This is a genomic window from Mesorhizobium sp. M0598 (assembly GCF_040320865.1).
Lineage (GTDB): Bacteria > Pseudomonadota > Alphaproteobacteria > Rhizobiales > Rhizobiaceae > Mesorhizobium.
Genome location: NZ_JAMYQL010000012.1, coordinates 34,581 through 51,985, shown reverse-complemented (window position 1 = coordinate 51,985; position 17,405 = coordinate 34,581). Strand labels below are relative to the sequence as shown.

Annotated in this window: 17 protein-coding genes; 8 read left to right on the top strand and 9 right to left on the bottom strand. The window is 62.3% G+C overall.

Translation table 11 applies throughout. The annotated features are described in order from the left end of the window. The first annotated feature begins 9 nt into the window (after positions 1-9). The 6 genes from tmk to NKI59_RS17050 all read left to right on the top strand — a co-directional run bounded on the left by tmk (position 10) and on the right by NKI59_RS17050 (position 5,850). On the top strand, positions 10-684 hold the full coding sequence (gene tmk, locus NKI59_RS17075; RefSeq protein ID WP_352448921.1) for a dTMP kinase: 675 nt from the start codon (positions 10-12) through the stop codon (positions 682-684). Continuing rightward, positions 681-1,736 (top strand): DNA polymerase III subunit delta', encoded by a 1,056-nt coding sequence (locus NKI59_RS17070; protein WP_352705539.1) that lies wholly within the window; start codon positions 681-683, stop codon positions 1,734-1,736. Before tmk ends, NKI59_RS17070 begins: the two co-directional genes overlap by 4 nt. A 153-nt stretch (positions 1,737-1,889) precedes the next feature. Next, positions 1,890-3,440, top strand: a complete 1,551-nt coding sequence (metG, locus tag NKI59_RS17065; RefSeq protein ID WP_352705537.1) for a methionine--tRNA ligase — start codon at positions 1,890-1,892, stop codon at positions 3,438-3,440. Further along, complete coding sequence (locus NKI59_RS17060; RefSeq protein ID WP_352646059.1) at positions 3,440-4,234, top strand: TatD family hydrolase; 795 nt, start codon at positions 3,440-3,442, stop codon at positions 4,232-4,234. Before metG ends, NKI59_RS17060 begins: the two co-directional genes overlap by 1 nt. A gap of 3 nt (positions 4,235-4,237) precedes the next feature. Next, entirely contained in the window at positions 4,238-5,056 is an 819-nt protein-coding gene (locus NKI59_RS17055) for an MBL fold metallo-hydrolase (RefSeq protein ID WP_352705535.1), read from the top strand. A 203-nt stretch (positions 5,057-5,259) separates the two neighbouring features. After that, positions 5,260-5,850, top strand: a complete 591-nt coding sequence (locus NKI59_RS17050) for a hypothetical protein (RefSeq protein WP_352705533.1) — start codon at positions 5,260-5,262, stop codon at positions 5,848-5,850. Positions 5,851-5,913: 63 nt separating this feature from the next. Here NKI59_RS17050 and NKI59_RS17045 read toward each other — a convergent pair whose 3' ends face one another. The 4 genes from NKI59_RS17045 to NKI59_RS17030 are packed head-to-tail and all read right to left on the bottom strand — an operon-like array spanning position 5,914 to position 8,536. Next, positions 5,914-6,468, bottom strand: coding sequence for a DUF2076 domain-containing protein (locus tag NKI59_RS17045; protein ID WP_352542012.1), 555 nt, complete (start codon positions 6,466-6,468; stop codon positions 5,914-5,916). 32 nt (positions 6,469-6,500) lie between these two features. Then, positions 6,501-7,208 carry a Bax inhibitor-1/YccA family protein gene (locus NKI59_RS17040; RefSeq protein WP_352705530.1) on the bottom strand — a complete coding sequence of 236 codons (708 nt, stop codon included), beginning with the start codon at positions 7,206-7,208 and terminating at the stop codon, positions 6,501-6,503. Positions 7,209-7,232: 24 nt separating this feature from the next. Next, positions 7,233-8,006, bottom strand: a complete 774-nt coding sequence (locus NKI59_RS17035) for an anti-sigma factor family protein (RefSeq protein WP_352705528.1) — start codon at positions 8,004-8,006, stop codon at positions 7,233-7,235. Continuing rightward, on the bottom strand, positions 8,003-8,536 hold the full coding sequence (locus NKI59_RS17030) for a sigma-70 family RNA polymerase sigma factor (protein WP_502901071.1): 534 nt from the start codon (positions 8,534-8,536) through the stop codon (positions 8,003-8,005). The genes NKI59_RS17035 and NKI59_RS17030 overlap by 4 nt, the downstream gene beginning before the upstream one ends. Positions 8,537-8,754: 218 nt before the next feature. Between NKI59_RS17030 and NKI59_RS17025 the strand changes: the two genes are divergently transcribed. Both NKI59_RS17025 and mazG read left to right on the top strand, forming a co-directional pair. After that, positions 8,755-9,939: an amino acid aminotransferase gene (locus tag NKI59_RS17025; RefSeq protein ID WP_352681275.1), complete on the top strand. Its 1,185-nt coding sequence runs from the start codon at positions 8,755-8,757 to the stop codon at positions 9,937-9,939. A 136-nt stretch (positions 9,940-10,075) separates the two neighbouring features. Further along, positions 10,076-10,900, top strand: a complete 825-nt coding sequence (gene mazG, locus NKI59_RS17020; protein WP_352705526.1) for a nucleoside triphosphate pyrophosphohydrolase — start codon at positions 10,076-10,078, stop codon at positions 10,898-10,900. Between the two features lie 6 nt (positions 10,901-10,906). Here mazG and hflX read toward each other — a convergent pair whose 3' ends face one another. The 5 genes from hflX to NKI59_RS16995 all read right to left on the bottom strand — a co-directional run bounded on the left by hflX (position 10,907) and on the right by NKI59_RS16995 (position 17,278). Further along, positions 10,907-12,298: a GTPase HflX gene (gene hflX, locus NKI59_RS17015; RefSeq protein ID WP_352705524.1), complete on the bottom strand. Its 1,392-nt coding sequence runs from the start codon at positions 12,296-12,298 to the stop codon at positions 10,907-10,909. Next, on the bottom strand, positions 12,299-12,544 hold the full coding sequence (gene hfq, locus NKI59_RS17010; RefSeq protein ID WP_006202172.1) for an RNA chaperone Hfq: 246 nt from the start codon (positions 12,542-12,544) through the stop codon (positions 12,299-12,301). Positions 12,545-12,689: 145 nt separating this feature from the next. Next, on the bottom strand, positions 12,690-13,553 hold the full coding sequence (locus tag NKI59_RS17005; protein ID WP_352615763.1) for a D-amino-acid transaminase: 864 nt from the start codon (positions 13,551-13,553) through the stop codon (positions 12,690-12,692). 88 nt (positions 13,554-13,641) lie between these two features. Next, positions 13,642-15,003, bottom strand: coding sequence for a nitrogen assimilation response regulator NtrX (ntrX, locus tag NKI59_RS17000; protein WP_023675072.1), 1,362 nt, complete (start codon positions 15,001-15,003; stop codon positions 13,642-13,644). Further along, complete coding sequence (locus tag NKI59_RS16995; RefSeq protein WP_352502927.1) at positions 14,993-17,278, bottom strand: sensor histidine kinase NtrY-like; 2,286 nt, start codon at positions 17,276-17,278, stop codon at positions 14,993-14,995. Before NKI59_RS16995 ends, ntrX begins: the two co-directional genes overlap by 11 nt. Between the last annotated feature and the right edge of the window lie 127 nt (positions 17,279-17,405).

Here is a 17,405-nt window from a genome sequence, read left to right as displayed (position 1 = left end):
ACAAAGGCTTTGGCGCGCGGATTTTTCATCACTTTTGAAGGCGGCGAAGGAGCAGGCAAGTCGACGCAGATCGAGCGGCTGGCAAAGAAGATGCGCGCCAAGAAATACGATGTGCTGGTGACACGTGAGCCGGGTGGCTCGCCGGGCGCGGAGGCGGTCAGGCATGTCCTGCTTTCAGGCGCAGCCGAGCCGTTCGGCCCCAAGATGGAAGCGCTGCTTTTCGCCGCTGCGCGTTCCGACCATGTCGAACAGGTCATCCGGCCGGCAGTCGAGCGCGGTTCGGTCGTGCTTTGCGATCGTTTCATGGATTCCTCGCGCGTCTACCAGGGCGTCACCGGCGGCCTCGACCCGGCATTCATGGACGCATTGGAGAAGGTCGCCATCAACGGCATGGTGCCGGACATGACACTGATCTTCGACATCGACCCCGCCGAGGGCCTGAGGCGCGCTACCGCCCGGCGGGGCAGCAGTGACGGACCGGACCGCTTCGAGAAAGAAACATTGGCCATCCACCAACGCCGGCGCGAGGCGTTTCTCGCGATCGCCTCAGCTGAACCCGAACGCTGCGTTGTCGTCGATGCCTCAGCCGACCTAGATGCGGTGGAGGATGTCGTTACCGCCGCGGTCTTCGCGGCTCTCGAGAGGATGATGCCGGCGCAAAGAAGGCAGGCGGCGCCAGCATGATTTTCGAACGCATCGCGCCCGAACAGCACGATACGCTGGACGGGGTGCCCGAGCCATCCGAGACGCCGCGTCTTGTCGGTCACCTGCAGGCGGCCAACATGCTCGCCACCGCTTACCGCTCGGGAAAGCTGCCGCACGCACTGATCTTTGCCGGACCGGTTGGCATCGGCAAGGCGACGCTGGCCTTTCACCTGGCGCATCATCTGTTGAAGCACCCGGCCTTCGAGCAGGCGCCGGAAAGCCTTGCCGTTCCAGATCCGGCTTCGTCGCTGTTTCGACAGATCGCCACCGGCGCGCATCCTTCGGTGCTGCATCTTACACGCCCGGCGAACGACAAGACCAAGAGCTTCAAGACAGTGGTCACGGTCGACGAAATCCGCAAGGTCAGCCGTTTTCTGTCGCTGACCTCGCACGACGGCAGCTACCGGGTGGTTATCGTCGATCCCGCCGACGACATGAACACCAATGCTGCCAATGCCTTGCTGAAGAATCTTGAAGAGCCACCCGCGCGCACCTTGTTCATCCTCATCGTCCATGCGCCGGGCAGTCTGCTGCCGACGATCCGGTCGCGCTGCCAGATGGTGCGGTTGGCGCCGCTCGATGCCGAGAGCTTGATGACGGTTCTGGAAAGCATCGAGCCGCCGCCACCGGAGGATCCTGGGGCGCGCGCGGCGCTGGCGGAGCGGGCAGGGGGCAGCGCGCGCAATGCGATCCTGTTGACGCAGTATGGAGGGCTCGAAATCGCCGCCACCCTCGACGCCCTGGTGATGTCCAAGAAGATAGATGTCGCAGGCGCCTACCGTCTTGCCGAGGCGGTCGCCGGCCGGGACCAGGCAATCCCGTTCGAGATATTCAATCGCCGCGCGCTTGATCTGCTGTCGGCCGGCGCCAGCCAGGCCGCGCTCGCCGGCGATCTCGCGCGGGCCAAAACGCTGTCGGATACTTGGCACGAGGCTTTGAACGCTATATCTGAAACCGAGACCTACAATCTCGACAAAAAGCAGCACGCCCTGACCATGATCTACCGCCTGAATTCTGCAATGCGAATGTGACGGCCGCTGGCGTGGCTTTGAAGCCCCCGAGTATTGATCCCAATCAATCGCAGGAACTTCGAAGCCACCACATTGGCGTCGGATGGCAATTGCCGTTTCGATGCGATATCTCACCGCGACATCTTTCATTCAGACATTCATGACGGCTCATCCATGGCACGCGAAAAATACTACGTCACAACGGCTATTTCCTATCCGAACGGCAAACCGCATATCGGCCATGCCTACGAGTTGATTGCCACCGACGCGCTGGCCCGCTTCCAGCGGCTCGACGGTAAGGACGTGCTCTTTCTCACCGGCACCGACGAGCACGGCATCAAGATGCTGCAGACGGCGAAGAGAGAAGGTATTTCAGCGCGCGAGCTGGCAGACCGCAACTCGGCCGATTTCGAGCGCATGGCCGTCGCGCTCGATGCCTCCAATGACGATTTCATCCGCACCACGGAAAAGCGGCACTACAAGGCCTCGCAGGCGATCTGGAAGGCGATGGCCGCCAACGGCGACGTCTATAAAGGCGGCTATGCCGGCTGGTACTCGGTGCGTGACGAAGCCTATTACGGCGAAGAAGAGACCGAGGTGCGTGCCGACAATGTCCGCTATGGGCCGCAGGGGACGCCGGTCGAATGGGTCGAGGAAGAGAGCTACTTCTTCCGGCTGTCGGCTTATCAGGACAGGCTCCTTGCACTTTACGAAAACCAGCCCGATTTCGTCGGTCCTGCCGAGAGGCGCAATGAGGTGATGAGCTTCGTCAGGTCCGGCCTGAAGGACCTATCGATCTCGCGCACCACGTTCGACTGGGGCATCCCGGTGCCGGGCGACGAGAAGCATGTGATGTATGTCTGGGTCGACGCCTTGACCAACTACATCACCGCCGCCGGCTATCCGGATCCGGCCAATGAGAGATGGTCGTTCTGGCCGGCAAACGCGCACGTCATCGGCAAGGACATCGTCCGCTTCCACGCGGTCTACTGGCCGGCTTTCCTGATGTCGGCTGGCATCGAATTGCCGAAGCGCGTGTTCGCGCATGGTTTTTTGTTCAACCGCGGCGAGAAAATGTCCAAGTCGGTCGGCAACGTCATCGACCCGTTCGCGATGATCGAGCACTACGGCCTTGACCAGGTGCGCTATTTCTTGCTGCGCGAAGTGCCGTTCGGCCAGGACGGCAGCTACAGCCATGATGCGATCGTCAACCGCACCAATGCCGACCTTGCCAATGGCCTCGGCAATCTGGCGCAGCGCTCGCTGAAGATGATCGCCAAGAACTGCAGCGGCGCGGTGCCAAAGCGCGGCGAACTGACCGAAGCCGACAGCGCCATCCTCGACCAAGCGGTGGGGGCACTCGCCGTCGCGCGAAAGGCGATGGCGGATCAGGGCATCCATTTGGCGCTGGCGGCGATCTTCGGAGTGGTGGCCGAAGCTGACCGCTATTTCGCCTCTCAGCAACCCTGGGCGCTAAGCAAAAGCGATCCAGAGCGTATGAAGACAGTTCTGTGGACGACGATCGAAGTCGTCCGGCGCGTGACGCTGCTCTGCCAGCCCTTTGTTCCGGCGTCGGCTGCTAAGCTGCTCGACCTGCTGGCGGTGCCGGCAGACAACCGTGACTTTGCGCATGTCCACGCCGACTATGCGCTGGTGCCCGGCACGGCATTGCCCGCGCCGGAGGCGGTCTTTCCGCGTTACGAAAAGCAGGACGCGAACGCCTGATGCTGGTCGACAGTCACTGCCACCTCGACTTTCCGGATTTCGCCGAAGAGCGGGCGGCCATTGTCGCCCGCGCCCTAGCGGCCGGCATCGGCCGAATGGTGACGATCTCGACGAGGGTGAAGCGATTTAACCAAGTGCTTGAGATTGCAGAGACTTTCGATGAGGTCTATTGCTCGGTCGGCACCCATCCGCATAATGCGGCCGAAGAGCTTGATGTCACTGTCGATGATCTGGTGCGGCTCTCTGCTCATCGCAAAGTGGTGGCGATCGGCGAGGCCGGACTCGACTATTTCTACGATCATGCGCCGCGCGACGCACAGGCGCAGGGCTTTCGCACCCACATCGCCGCGGCGCGCGTGACCGGTCTGCCGCTGGTCATCCATTCGCGCGACGCCGACGACGACATGGCTGATATCCTCGAAGAAGAAACGGGGAAGGGCGCCTTCCCCTTCATCCTGCACTGTTTTTCGTCGGGGCGCCGGCTGGCCGAGATCGGCGTGGCGCTCGGCGGCTACGTCTCGTTTTCCGGCATCCTGACCTTCAAGAACTCCGCCGAGCTGCGCGCCGTCGCCGCCGATGTGCCGCGCGACCGTCTGCTGGTCGAAACCGACGCGCCATACCTTGCGCCGATCCCGTTTCGCGGCAAGCGTAATGAGCCCGCCTATGTCGCGCATACAGCCAAGGTGCTGGCCGAGACGATCGGCTTCAGCGAGGCCGAGATTGCTAATATCACCACGGATAATTTCTTCCGGCTGTTCAGGAAAATGCCGCGCCCGAGCGCGCCGGGCGCCTGACGCATGAGCGACCGGTTACGTCTTACCGTCCTCGGCTGCGGCTCATCGCCGGGCACGCCACGCATCACCGGCGACTGGGGCAATTGCGATCCCGCGAACCCCCGGAACCGGCGCACGCGCACCGCAGCGCTCGTCGAGCGGATCGCAGCGAGTGGCGCTCGGACCACGGTCGTCATCGACACCGGCCCGGATTTCCGCGAGCAGATGCTGCTGGCATCGGTCAAGCGCATCGATGCGGTGGTCTATACACATCCGCATGCCGACCATATCCACGGCATCGACGATTTGCGCGGCTTCGTGCTCGAGCAGCGCCACCGGATCGACATCCATGCGGATCAGGCTACCATGCTGCGCCTACGCGAGGCGTTCCGCTACTGTTTCGAAACACCGCAAGGCAGTTCGTATCCGCCGATCGTCAACGCCCATATCATCGACCACCACAGGCCGGTGGTGATCGCAGGCGAGGGCGGCGCCCTCACCCTCGAACCGCTGCTGCAGCTCCATGGCGACATCACCTCGCTGGGTTTCCGCATCGGCGGGCTGGCCTATTGCCCTGACGTCAGCGACTTTCCGGAGGCGACCGCCAAGCGTTTGCGCGGGCTGGACATGCTGGTCATCGACGCGCTGCAATACACCGTCCATCCGAGCCATCTGTCGCTTGGCCAGGCGCTTGGCTGGATCGAAAGACTGGCGCCGGAGAACGCGGTGCTGACGCACATGCATGTGCCACTCGACTACGCTACGGTAATGGCCGAGACGCCGGCCAACGTCGAGCCTGCTTATGACGGCATGACGATCGAAATCCCTTACGAATCAGAGTGAAAGACTAAGTTTTTACGGCCTGGGTTCCCGAGTTGGATCTCGCGAGGTGCTATCTTCACGTCACATCCAATCGGCCAAGCTAGTTCCATAACCTATCTTATGCGACTACGCCTATAGCATCCGTTGGCGGCGAGATCAGGCCGGTCACTCTTAGACATTCGCAACAGCGCTGTGGGGCAACGGGCATGCTAGGGTTGCGAATCATGAAGGCGCTTCCGCTGCTTGCAAGTCTTGCCCTCACCCTCGCCTGCGCGCTCACTGGCGCGCGAGCGCAGGACCTTGATCGTGAGCCAGGCGAGACCGACCTGGCTTTCGCCAAACGTGTTGTTGGGTTCGCCGACAATGCTGATCCGCACACCACAGCCGTGAGCTGGAACGGCCTCCAGACACTCTTCGTCGATTACCAGACCGCTGAGGACTATCCGGAACGCCCGCTCGTCGCGCTGCAACGGCTAGCCGACAACAGATATCGCGCAATCCAGGTCACGATCGGTGAACAAGAGGGCGACACACCGGACATAGCGCTCGGCCTCGCCAACGCCGACCACGACCCGGCGAAGGAACTGATCGTGATACTTTCCTGGGCTCAGATGCACTACGATGTCGAAGGGACGCTCTACGAAGTTCGCATCTTCGATGGCCCCAAGCCAGGCCAGAAGGCGCTGACTCAATTGAAAGCGAGCCGGAAGTTCGACGCCACATGCGACTGCCATTGGCGCGACGGCACAACGAAGCACTTCCGCTTCAAGACGATCGCAGCGGTCAAGGCTGAACTGAAGCGCCTGGGTTATTAGCCGCCGGCGAGGGCTCGCTTCCCGGATGTTGCCCTCGCCATCTCGCCTATGCTTACCCGCTCGTCAGAACTCCATATCACCGAAGTCACCGCCATTGTCGGAGCTGGCATCGCCTGCCTGATCGGCTTCGTCCGGCTGCGGCGTCGGCTGTTCAGCTGCCTTCGCTTCGCTGCCGCCAAACACGCCGGCGATCGCGTTGCCGAGCAGCACGCCGCCCGCCACGCCCATCGCGGTCTGCGCGGCGCCGGCAAGAAAACCGCCGCCTGCCCGCTGTGGCGTGTCCTGCGGCCCTTCAGTTGCAACGGAGGCGGTGCGCCCTACCCGCGGAACCGAGCCTGAGCGCCTGCCGCCGCTGCGGCCGAAGAAGCCGCTGAGCGGTCCACCGCCGGCCGGCTGCCGCGCCTGCTCCTCCAGTTCTTCTATGCGCGCCTGAGCTGCGTTCAGGGCCTGCTCCTGCACCACGATCGTCTGGGCCATGTAATATGGCGCCCCAGGCTGCTGGGTGATCTGGTCCTGGATGAAGCGCTCTGCTTCGGCATCGCGCGGCGGCGCCTGGCGCTCGGCGCTTGCCAACTTCTCGAAGAGCTGTCCGATCGCTTGCTGATCGTTTCTGTCCATGATGTCCAACTCCGGTCTTGGTTCAACGCCGGCTATTCGCGCTCGCCGGTGAAGTTCAACAGCAGTTGGAAGATGTTGATGAAGTTCAGATAGAGCGAGAATGCACCGAAGACAGCGAGTTTCTGCTGTGATTCCGCGCCGAAGTTTTCCGCATACTGCTCCTTGATCGTCTGGGTATCCCAGGCGGTGAGGCCGATGAAGACGGCGATGCCGATCACAGAGATCGCGAATTGGAGCGCGGTCGAGCCCAGGAAGATATTGACGATGCTGGCGATCACCACGCCGATCAGGCCCATGATCAGGAACGACGAAAACTGCGTCAGGTCGCGTTTGGTCGTGTACCCGTAAAGGCTGGTCGCGCCGAACATGGTGGCGGCGATGAAGAAGGTGCGTGCGATGCTGGTGCCGGTAAAGACCAGGAACACGGAAGCCAGCGACAGGCCCATGACCGCGCAGAATGCCCAGAACATCGCCTGGGCGCCGGCTGCCGACATTGCCTGCATCCGAAACGAGAACAAGAGCACAGAGGCCAGCGGGGCCAGCATCACCACCCATTTCAGCGGTGTGGAGAAGATCGGCACGTAAAGGGCGGGCGTGGAAGCCACCACGAACGCGATCACGCCCGTAACGACGAGGCCAAGGCCCATATAGTTATAGACGCGCAGCATGTGCCGGCGCAGGCCTTCATCGTAGACGGCTCCGGCTCGGGCTCCGGCCCCGATATATCCGAGATTGTTCATGTGGTTCTCCTTCTTGCAGGTCGATCAGTAAAGCGTTTTGGCGAGCGCTTCGGCCGTGCGATCGAGACCGCCGACATCGCTGTGTCCGACGACCGCGTAGGCGACCTCGCCGATCTGGAAATAAGCCGAGGAAACTTCGCCTGAGGGAACGACGGTCGGCTTGACGACGTCGAATGTTCCGGGCCTGATCGCGAACAACGAGACCAGCCCCATCTCTTTCGTCTCGACAGCCATCTCGACGCTCGGTCCGAATTGCGATGGATAGATCTGCACGTCACGGACCGTCCAGTCCGCTGGCAGCGATGGCATCACGATCGCCGTCGCGGCGCGGATTTCGTCGGCATTGTAGCCGGGTGCTTCGGGTTGCGACGACATCGCCTCGCGCACGAGCGTCGTGCGGTGCGCCCGGACCGCGTCCTCCACATAGGCCGGCGGATGGGTCGAAGCGACGACTTCCGTCACCGATATCGGTCCGATGAGCCCGTTCGCAAGCCAGCCGGCAGCGACGAAGACAGCGACTGCCGCAACTCGCTGCAAAGCACCAAGGACGCGGCCGCGCGCCAATCCCCGCTCCAGCCGCCGTGCAGCATCGGCCGTCGCGGGCCGCGCCATGCCTTTCGATCCGGCAAGCGCCACGCGCAATTCGTCACGCATCCGTAAGTCGGACATCACCCGCGCGGCCGCGTCCGGGCGGGCCGAAAGGAACGCCTCGACCTCGATGCGACGAGCCACGTCCAGCTGATCGTCGACATAGGCGTCGAGATCGGCGCCGGTTACGGGATCGCGCTGTTGGTTCATGATCCACCTCCGACGATCTTCAGATGGCCTTTCGCGCGTGCCGGCACCGCGTCCTCCATCTCGCGCAGGGCCGCACGCGCCCTGCCGATGCGCGACATCAGCGTGCCAAGCGGCACGCCACTCACCTCAGCGGCCTGGCTGTAGCTAAGCCCCTCGATGGCGACGAGATGCAACGCCGAACGCTGCTCCTCCGGCAATTCGAAAAACGCTTCGCGCACCTGCGCCAGACGGACCGAATGTTCCTGCGGAGCCTGGACATTCGCCTCGGCGAGATAGCCGGCCTGTTCGATGCGCATTGCTTCGGATTTGCGGGACCGCAGACCGTCGATGAATGCATTATGGACGATCGACAGCAGCCATACGCGAAGATTTCCGCCGGAGTGGAAGCTGCCGCGTCGCTCATAGGCACGCACCAGCGCATCATGCAGCAGATCCTCTGCATCGGCGCTGTCGCGCGTCAGCGAGCGTGCATAGCGGCGCAGCGAACCGAGCTGTCCCAGAATATCGAAGCGTGGCATCGGCCGTTTCATGTCCTGTTTACGGAGCAGGTCGGGATGTTAATCCCGCTCTCCCCGAAATTTTCTTACGGCTCGCCGCGTTCTCGTCCTGGGAGATATCGGGCCCGCTCTCGCCCGCCAGATAGTATCGGCCGCCCTCGAGGCAAACCGGCGCCGAGTTGGCGCATATGAAACTGCTGGCAAAGTACGGCCGGTTTGCGTATCACTCCGCCGCCAACGGAACCTTATCGATGTTCGAAAATCTCCAGCCCGCGCCTGCCGACAAGATCCTGGCCTTGATCGGTCTCTATCGCGCCGACCCGCGTCCCGACAAGGTCGATCTTGGGGTCGGCGTTTATAGGGATCGCGACGGCAAGACGCCGGTGATGCGCGCGGTGCGCGAAGCCGAAAAGCGGCTGCTGCAGGGCCAGGATACCAAGACCTATCTCGGCCTTGCCGGCGATACCGCCTTCAACGCGGCGATGGCCAGGTTGGTGTTCGGCCCAGCCGCCGACATGACGCGCATTCGTGCGGCGCAGGCGCCAGGCGGCTCCGGCGCGCTGCGGCTGGTTGCAGAGCTGCTGAAAAGGACCCGCACCGACGCGATGGTCTGGCTGTCGGATCCGACATGGCCGAACCACATGCCGGTGATGCGCGGCGCTGGCCTGCAGACACGCGAATATCCCTATTTCGACGCTGCTTCTGGTGCGGTTCGCTTCGACGACATGCTGAATGCATTGAGAACCGCGAATCCCGGCGACGTCGTATTGTTGCATGGCTGTTGCCATAACCCGACAGGCGCCAATCTAGACATCTCGCAATGGGCTGCCATTGCCGATCTTGTCGTTGAGCGCGGCCTGCTGCCCTTTGTCGACATCGCCTATCAGGGCTTTGGCGAGGGACTTGATGCGGATGCCGCCGGCTTGCGCCTTCTGGCGGCAAAAGTTCCGGAAATGGTCGTTGCCTCCAGCTGCTCGAAGAACTTTGCCGTCTATCGCGACCGAGTCGGTGCAGCGCTGATCATGGCGAAAGACGGCGCGCAGGCGGATTTGGCGATGGGCCAGATGCTGTCGGCGGCGCGCGCCATGTATTCGATGCCGCCGGACCACGGCGCGGCGGCGGTGCGCATCGTGCTTGAAGACCCCGCATTACGTTCCGACTGGGAGGCAGAGCTTGAAGAGATGCGGCTGCGCATGCTGCGGCTGCGCGTCCAGTTCGCCGAGGCGCTGCGGCGGCAGTCCAACTCCGACCGTTTCGATTTCGTCGCCAGCCATCGCGGCATGTTTTCCCGGCTTGGCCTGTCGGAAGCGCAAGTCGAGCGGCTGCGCGCCGAGCATGCCATCTACATGGTCGGCGACAGCCGCATCAACGTTGCCGGCCTGCCCGAGGACGGCATGGATGCGCTCGCCAAGGCGATAGTCTCCGTGCTCGACTGATGCTTTTGCTAACTAGGATCTTCCGGAAACCGGCTTCCACTTTCGTATCATGGTCTGGCGGCCCATCTGTGGACAAGGCGCCCTCACCGGCTGAAGCCGTTGGCCGCACAGCCGTGTACAGGATAGCGTTTCCCAGATGAAACCCTCGAAAGACATTTCCCGACTGATCGAGATCATGGCCGCGCTGCGGGCGCCGGAAACCGGTTGCCCGTGGGATATCGAGCAGGACTTTTCGACAATCGCGCCATACACGATCGAGGAAGCCTACGAAGTGGCGGACGCCATTGCGCGCGGCGACCTCGACGATCTGCGGGATGAACTTGGCGATCTCCTGCTGCAAGTGGTCTACCACGCGCAAATGGCCGAGGAGGCCGGCGAATTTTCATTCGGCGATGTAGTCCAGGCCATCACCACAAAAATGATCCGCCGCCACCCCCATGTCTTCGGCGACAACAAGGCGCGCAGCGCCGGCATGGCCAAGGGCATGTGGGAAAAGATCAAGGCAGAGGAAAAGGCGGAGAAGCGCAGTGCTCGCCTCACCCGTGGGCTCGACCCGGAAGACCATGGCAAGGGCTTTCTCGACAGCGTGCCGGTCGCCCTGCCCGCACTGACCCGAGCGCTCAAACTGCAGGAAAAGGCCGCCCGCGTCGGCTTCGACTGGAGCGAGGCGGCACCGATCCTCGAAAAGATTGAGGAGGAGATCGGCGAATTGCGAGAAGCGCTGGCCAAAGGCGACAGCGCGCCGATCAAGGATGAGTTCGGCGACATGCTGTTTGCGGTCGTCAATCTCGGCCGGCACCTCAAAATTGATTCCGAAGCGGCACTCAGCGGCACCAACGAAAAATTCCGATCGCGCTTCCACTATGTCGAGCGGACGCTGCAAGCGTCGGGAAACAGCCTCGAAGAGGCGACGCTGGACGGGATGGAAGCGCTCTGGCAGCAGGCAAAAAGCGCGAAGTAAACGCCTCTACCCGTTGTTTTGACGGCGCAATCGGCTTTCGATCTCCTGCCGAGCGCTGTGTGTAGCCTTGAGCGCGACGGTTACGCTGCCATCCTCATTGTCGTCGCGCGAGATGATGTCGCCGTTGCGGTAAAGCCAGTCGACGACGCCGAGTTGGTCGGGCTTGAGTGTGACGGTGAACGTCTCCAGTTCGCCCGACATCATCGTCTCGATGATCGCCTTCAGCGCATCGATGCCCTCGCCGGTTACCGCCGATATGGCGATCGGCGGTGCCTTCTTGCCGTCAGCACCATCGGCAAGCAGCCGCGCCCGGTTGCCCTCGTCGAGCCGGTCGATCTTGTTCCATACTTCGATGACGCGCTTGCTATCGCGGGCATCGACGCCGAGATCGGCAAGGATGCGCTCGACATCTTCGGCCTGCGCGGCCGTATCGAGATCGGAGATGTCGCGCAGATGAATGACGAGGTCTGCCTCGACCACTTCCTCCAGCGTCGCCCTGAAGGCCGCGACCAGATGCGTTGGCAGGTCGGAAATGAAGCCGACCGTATCGGAAAGGATGATCGGCGTGCCGTGCGGCAGACGCACGCGGCGCAGCGTCGGGTCGAGCGTGGCAAACAGCATGTCTTCGGCCAGCACCCCTGCTCCGGTCAGCCGGTTGAACAGAGTCGACTTGCCGGCATTGGTGTAGCCGACGATCGCCACCACCGGAAATGGCACCTTCTTGCGCTTGGCGCGGTGCAGGTCGCGGGTGCGGCGCACAGTTTCGAGCTCGTGCTTCAGCTTGGTGATCTTGTCCTGCAGCACACGCCGATCCGACTCGATCTGGGTCTCGCCAGGGCCGCCGAGAAAGCCGGCGCCGCCACGCTGGCGCTCGAGGTGGGTCCAGCTCCGCACAAGGCGGCCTTTCTGGTAGTTGAGATGGGCAAGATCGACCTGCAGCGTGCCTTCCTTGGTGCGGGCGCGCTCGCCGAAAATCTCCAGGATCAGCCCGGTGCGGTCGAGCACCTTGGCGTTCAACTCTTTTTCGAGGTTGCGCTGCTGTACCGGGGTCAGCGGATGATCGACAATGACCACTTCCGCGTGGCCCTCTTTGACGATCTCAGCGAACTCCGCCACCTTGCCGCTGCCGAGCAAGGTCGCCGGGCGTGGATCGTTGACGGTCACCACCGCCGTGTGGACCAGGTCGAGGTCGATTGCGCTGGCGAGGCCGACGGCCTCGTCGCGACGAGCCTCCGCGGAACGGGTCAGGCGGGGGCGGTTGGTGTCGTCGTCGCCACGCGGCTGCCGGGTAAGCACCGGCACGATAACCACCGCCCGGGTCGGGCCGTTGGCCTCTGTCCCGGTCTGATGTGCAGGTTTTCCGCGAACGCTGCGGTCCGCGTCTTTCTCACGTGCCAATCAGGCGCCCTGGCTTTCCTCACCATCGAACATCTGAACCGGCTGGCTCGGCATGATCGTGGAAATAGCGTGCTTGTAGACAAGCTGGGAATGGCCGTCGCGACGCAGCAGAACGCAGAAATTGTCGAACGAAGTGACCACGCCGGTCAGCTTCACGCCGTTGATGAGAAAGATGGTGAGTGGATTTTTGCTCTTGCGAACTGAATTCAGGAACAGGTCCTGAAGATTTTGCGATCGTTCCGCCATTGTTCTTGTCTTTCGCCGATCCCCTTCGGTTTGCAGGCCAATGCGCCAAATTAGCCGGCACATGTCAAGCACGCAAACACCATCTTGCCGTCAGTAACGACAAGCAGAACGAGATATATTGATGTTCATTCCATCTGTGCGGTTATCAGGCTGGACTTTTTTCCGCAACGTCAAAAAAGGCCTGCCGTAATGAAACTGTTATCGAGCCCGGGTGGCCGTTGGCGACGGGAGCGCCATCGATCGCCACCACCGGCATGGCAATCGTGGTCGCGGAGCTGATGAAAACCTCGCGCGCGGCCTTGGCTTCAGCCACCGAAAAACCGCGCTCCTCGATCTTCAGGCCGAGCTTGGCGGCCACGTCGAACAGCGTCGTACGGGTGATGCCGCGCAGGATGCCGTGGTCGGCCGGCCGCGTCACCAGCACGCCATCCCCGGTGATGATCCAGGCGTTCGACGATCCACCTTCCTTGACGGTGCCGTCGACATCGACGAACCAGGCCTCCTGAGCGCCGGCTTCCTTGGCTTTCTGCTTGGCCAGCACGTTCGGCAGCAGGCCGACCGACTTGATATCGACCCGATCCCACCGGTTCTCCGGCACCGTGATAACCCGGATCCCGCTCTCGGCCCGCTTCGCGGCAGCTGCAGGATCGGCTTTTTTGGCAGTCACCACCAGCGACGGCTTCGTGTCCGCCGGCGGGAAGAAAAACTCGCGGCTGGCGACGCCGCGTGTCACCTGGACATAGACCAGGCCGTCGACGACATGGTTGCGGCGCACCACCTCGCGCATGACGAGCGGCAGCACGCCGCGCGTGATCGGCCAATCGATCGAGAGTTCGGCAAGTGAGCGGTTCAATCGGGCGAGATGGCGCGGCATGTCGACGATGAAGCCTCGTGCCACCTCGCAGACCTCGTAGACGCCGTCGGCGAATTGATAGCCACGGTCCTCGATATGCACGGAAGCTTCGGCGTGAGCGACGTAGCGCCCGTTCACATACGCAATGCGCGGCATGGCTAATCCCTGAAAAAAGTCCAGCTTTCTTATGCGATTCCAAGACCGCCGTAACCGATAATTGGGTGGGCCACGACTGGTTTGGCTGTCAGACGCCCAGCGACTTCAGCTTGCGGTGCAATGCAGAGCGTTCCATGCCGATAAACTCTGCCGTCTTCGAGATATTGCCGCCAAAACGGTTGATCTGGGCGATCAGATAGTCCTTCTCGAATTGTTCGCGCGCTTCCCGCAGCGGCAGCGCCATTATGTGCTGATCGGATTTGTTTGGAGTGCGCGGCATGACGTCGCCGATCTCGGCAGGCAGGAGATCGGCGGTGATCGGCGCATCGACATCGTCGCCGCGCGCCAGGATCATCAGCCGCTCGACATTGTTGCGCAACTGGCGAACGTTGCCCGGCCAGTTATGCGCCTGCAGCACCGCCAGCGCGTCGTCGCCGATGCGGCGCGGCTTGATGCCGGCCTGGCGAGCGATCTGCTTCATGAAATTGTCGACCAGATAAGGAATGTCCTCGCGACGCTCGGCCAGTCCCGGCACCATGACCGGAACCACGGCCAGGCGATGATAAAGGTCCTCACGGAAACGGCCGTCGGCGATCATGGCTTCCAGGTTCTGCGAGGTCGACGAGACGATGCGCACGTCGACCTTGACCCGCTTGGTGCCCCCTACCCGCTCGAACTGCTGTTCGACCAGCACGCGCAGGATCTTGTTTTGCGTCTCGCGCGGCATGTCGGCCACTTCATCGATGTAGAGAATGCCGCGATGGGCTTCCTCCAGCGCGCCGACCTTGCGTTCGACGCCGTTCGATTCGGTGCCGAACAACTCGATCTCCATACGCTCAGGCGTGATGTTGGCGGCGCTCAGCGTCACAAACGGTGCACTCTTGCGCGCTGAGAGCGCGTGGATGGCGCGCGCCGCCAGTTCCTTGCCCGAGCCGGAGGGGCCGATAATCATGACGCGGCTGTTGGTCGGCGCGACGCGCTCGATGGTCTGGCGCAATTGGCTCATTGCCGATGACATGCCGATGAGGTCGAAAGTCTCGCCGCTGCGCAGCTTGAGATCCGAAACCTCGCGTCTCAATTTGGAGGTTTCGAGCGCCCGTTCGGCAATGAGGATCAGCCTGTCGGCCTTGAATGGCTTTTCGATGAAATCATAGGCGCCGCGGCGGATGGCCGAGACTGCCGTTTCGATATTGCCGTGGCCCGAGATCATCACCACCGGCAAGTTCGGGTGCATCGTCTTGATCTCGTCAAGCAAGGCAAGGCCATCGAGCCGCGAGCCCTGCAGCCAGATGTCGAGGAAAACCAGCCTGGGTGCCCGGTCGGCAACCGCCGCAAGCGCGCTGTCGGCGTCAAACGCCGTGCGTGTTTCGTGACCTTCGTCGCTCAGGATACCGGCGACGAGTTCGCGGATGTCTTCCTCGTCATCGACGATGAGAATATCAGACGCCATTACCGACCTTTTCAGTTTCTTTTTCGTGTTCCGTCTTGCCCTCGCCGCGTACCGGAACGGTGGCGGCAACCGGCAGGATGATGCTGATCATTGCGCCCCGCCCATCGTGGAAGTCCGCTGGTGCATCGTGCAATTCGAGTCGCCCGCCATGGTCCTCCACGATCTTCTTGACGATAGCGAGGCCAAGCCCGGTGCCTTTCTCGCGTGTCGTCATGTAAGGCTCGAGCAAGCGCTGCCGGTTTTCGCGCGGCAAGCCCCTGCCGTTGTCGATGACGTCGATTCGAATCGCGCCATTCTGACGCCCGGCTTGAATCCGGATTATGCCGTGCGGACGATCCTCTGCATCAAGTCCGTCGATGGCTTCGGCAGCGTTCTTGATGACGTTGCCGAACGCCTGCGCCATCAGGCGGCTGTCGAACGTGCCTTTGAGCGGCTCATTGCCGAAGACGCGCTCGAAGGTGATGTCGGCGCGGCTCACTTCGACCAGGAACGAGGCCTCGCGCAACGAATCGCGCAGATCGATTGCCTTCATTTCCGGTTTCGGCATGCGGGCGAACGCCGAGAACTCGTCGACCATGCGGCCGATGTCCTCTACTTGCCGGATGATGGTGTCGGTGCATTGATCGAAAACCTCACGGTCCTCGGTGATGACCTTGCCGTAACGGCGCTTGATGCGCTCGGCCGAAAGCTGGATCGGCGTCAACGGGTTCTTGATCTCGTGGGCGATGCGCCGCGCCACGTCGGCCCATGCAGAGGAACGCTGGGCCTGGACCAGATCGGTAATGTCGTCGACTGTCACGACGTAGGATTTATCCTCCGAACCGTCGTCGCCGGCTTCAATCGTGATCTGCACGTTGAAGGTCCGTTCGGTGCCGGCACGATAGAAGGTGACTTGTTCGCGATAGACCGGCTTGCCCGATTTGCGGCCGATCTCGAAGACGCGGCCGACATGCGGCAGCACGGCGGAAAGGTTCTGCCCAAGCGCTGCCGTGGCGGATATGGCCAGCATCGTTTCGGCCGAACGGTTGACGATGGTGACGATGCCATATGGATCGACGCCGATGACCCCGGCGGTGACGCCGGCAAGCACCGCCTCCGAAAAGCGCCGCCGCTCGTCGATCAAATCCTTGGCCGACAGGATCTCGTTGCGCTGCGATTTCAGCTCCATCAGCATCTTGTTGAAGGTGTCGCCGAGCGAGGCGACGTCACCGTCGGAGGGGCGGACAGGCACGGCTACGTCGAGATTGCCGGTAGCGACCTCATCGGCCGCGCCGATGAGCTGACGAATCGGCCGCACCAGGCGGTCGGCCACCGCAATGCCGGTCCAGATGGCGGACAGAATGATGATCAGCGTCAGCGACAGATAGGGAAGCGCGAAAGCCACTTGCGAGGTGCGGCGATTGTCTTCGAGACCGCGATATTCGGCGGTGTTGGATTTGACGATCTGCCGCGCCTTGATCACCTCGGGATCGACGAGGCGGATGGTGTAGAGATAGAGGCCGTCGATCTCGCGCAGCTTGACGATGGCACCCATGATGTTGCGGGTGCGCGGTTCTATCAGCACCGGCTTGCCGTCGGCAGCGCTTGCCACGGCGCCCTCAGGCGGCTCCGGCATGGCAAAGTCCGCGTCGGTCTTGGCGCTCATAACGAAGGAACCATCGGGCTTGATGAGTGCTGCGTGCGCCAGCGAACGTCCCACCGCCTCCTTGTTCATGAGGTCGAGAAAACCGGTACGATCGAGGCCGTAAAGCGTGCGCGAAGCGTCGAGGTCGTAAGCCATCGACAACGTCGTGCCCTGAAGATTTCGCGCGTTTTCCTGCACATAGGCGTCAGCGATCGACAATGACGAATTGACGATCGTCTTGGTGCGGATCTCGAACCAGCGGTCGAGGCCGATGTCGAGCGTGATCGACGCGATGATCGCCACCATGATCGCGGGGATGGCGGCGACTAGCGCAAACATCGCCACTATGCGCACATGCAGGCGCGACGCAGCCTTGCCATGCCGTCGTGCCATTAGGATGCGATGCACCTCGCGGCCGACCAGCAAGATCAGAAACAGGACGAACGCCGCATTAAGCGCAATCAGCGCCAGCGTCGTCCTCGCGTCGGGCGTGATCGGCGTCGCGCCGACCAGAATGGCGAAGGAGATCGCCGCCGTCACCAGCGCACCGGCAACGGCGATCACGCCCGGCAGCGCAAGCAGCCGGCGACCGTCTCGCGCGCCCGTATTGCTGAAAAGCGATTTGCTCAGTGTCGGTGCGTGCAGGGCCATGTCGCCGTCTAGAGCCAGTGATTGCGTCGGATGTATGCAACGCATTGTGGCGATTATGCAACAAGTGTGGCCGAGACGGAAATCTTTCGGCAATCGATCCCCTGGAAAGCGCTCGTAAAGGGGTTCG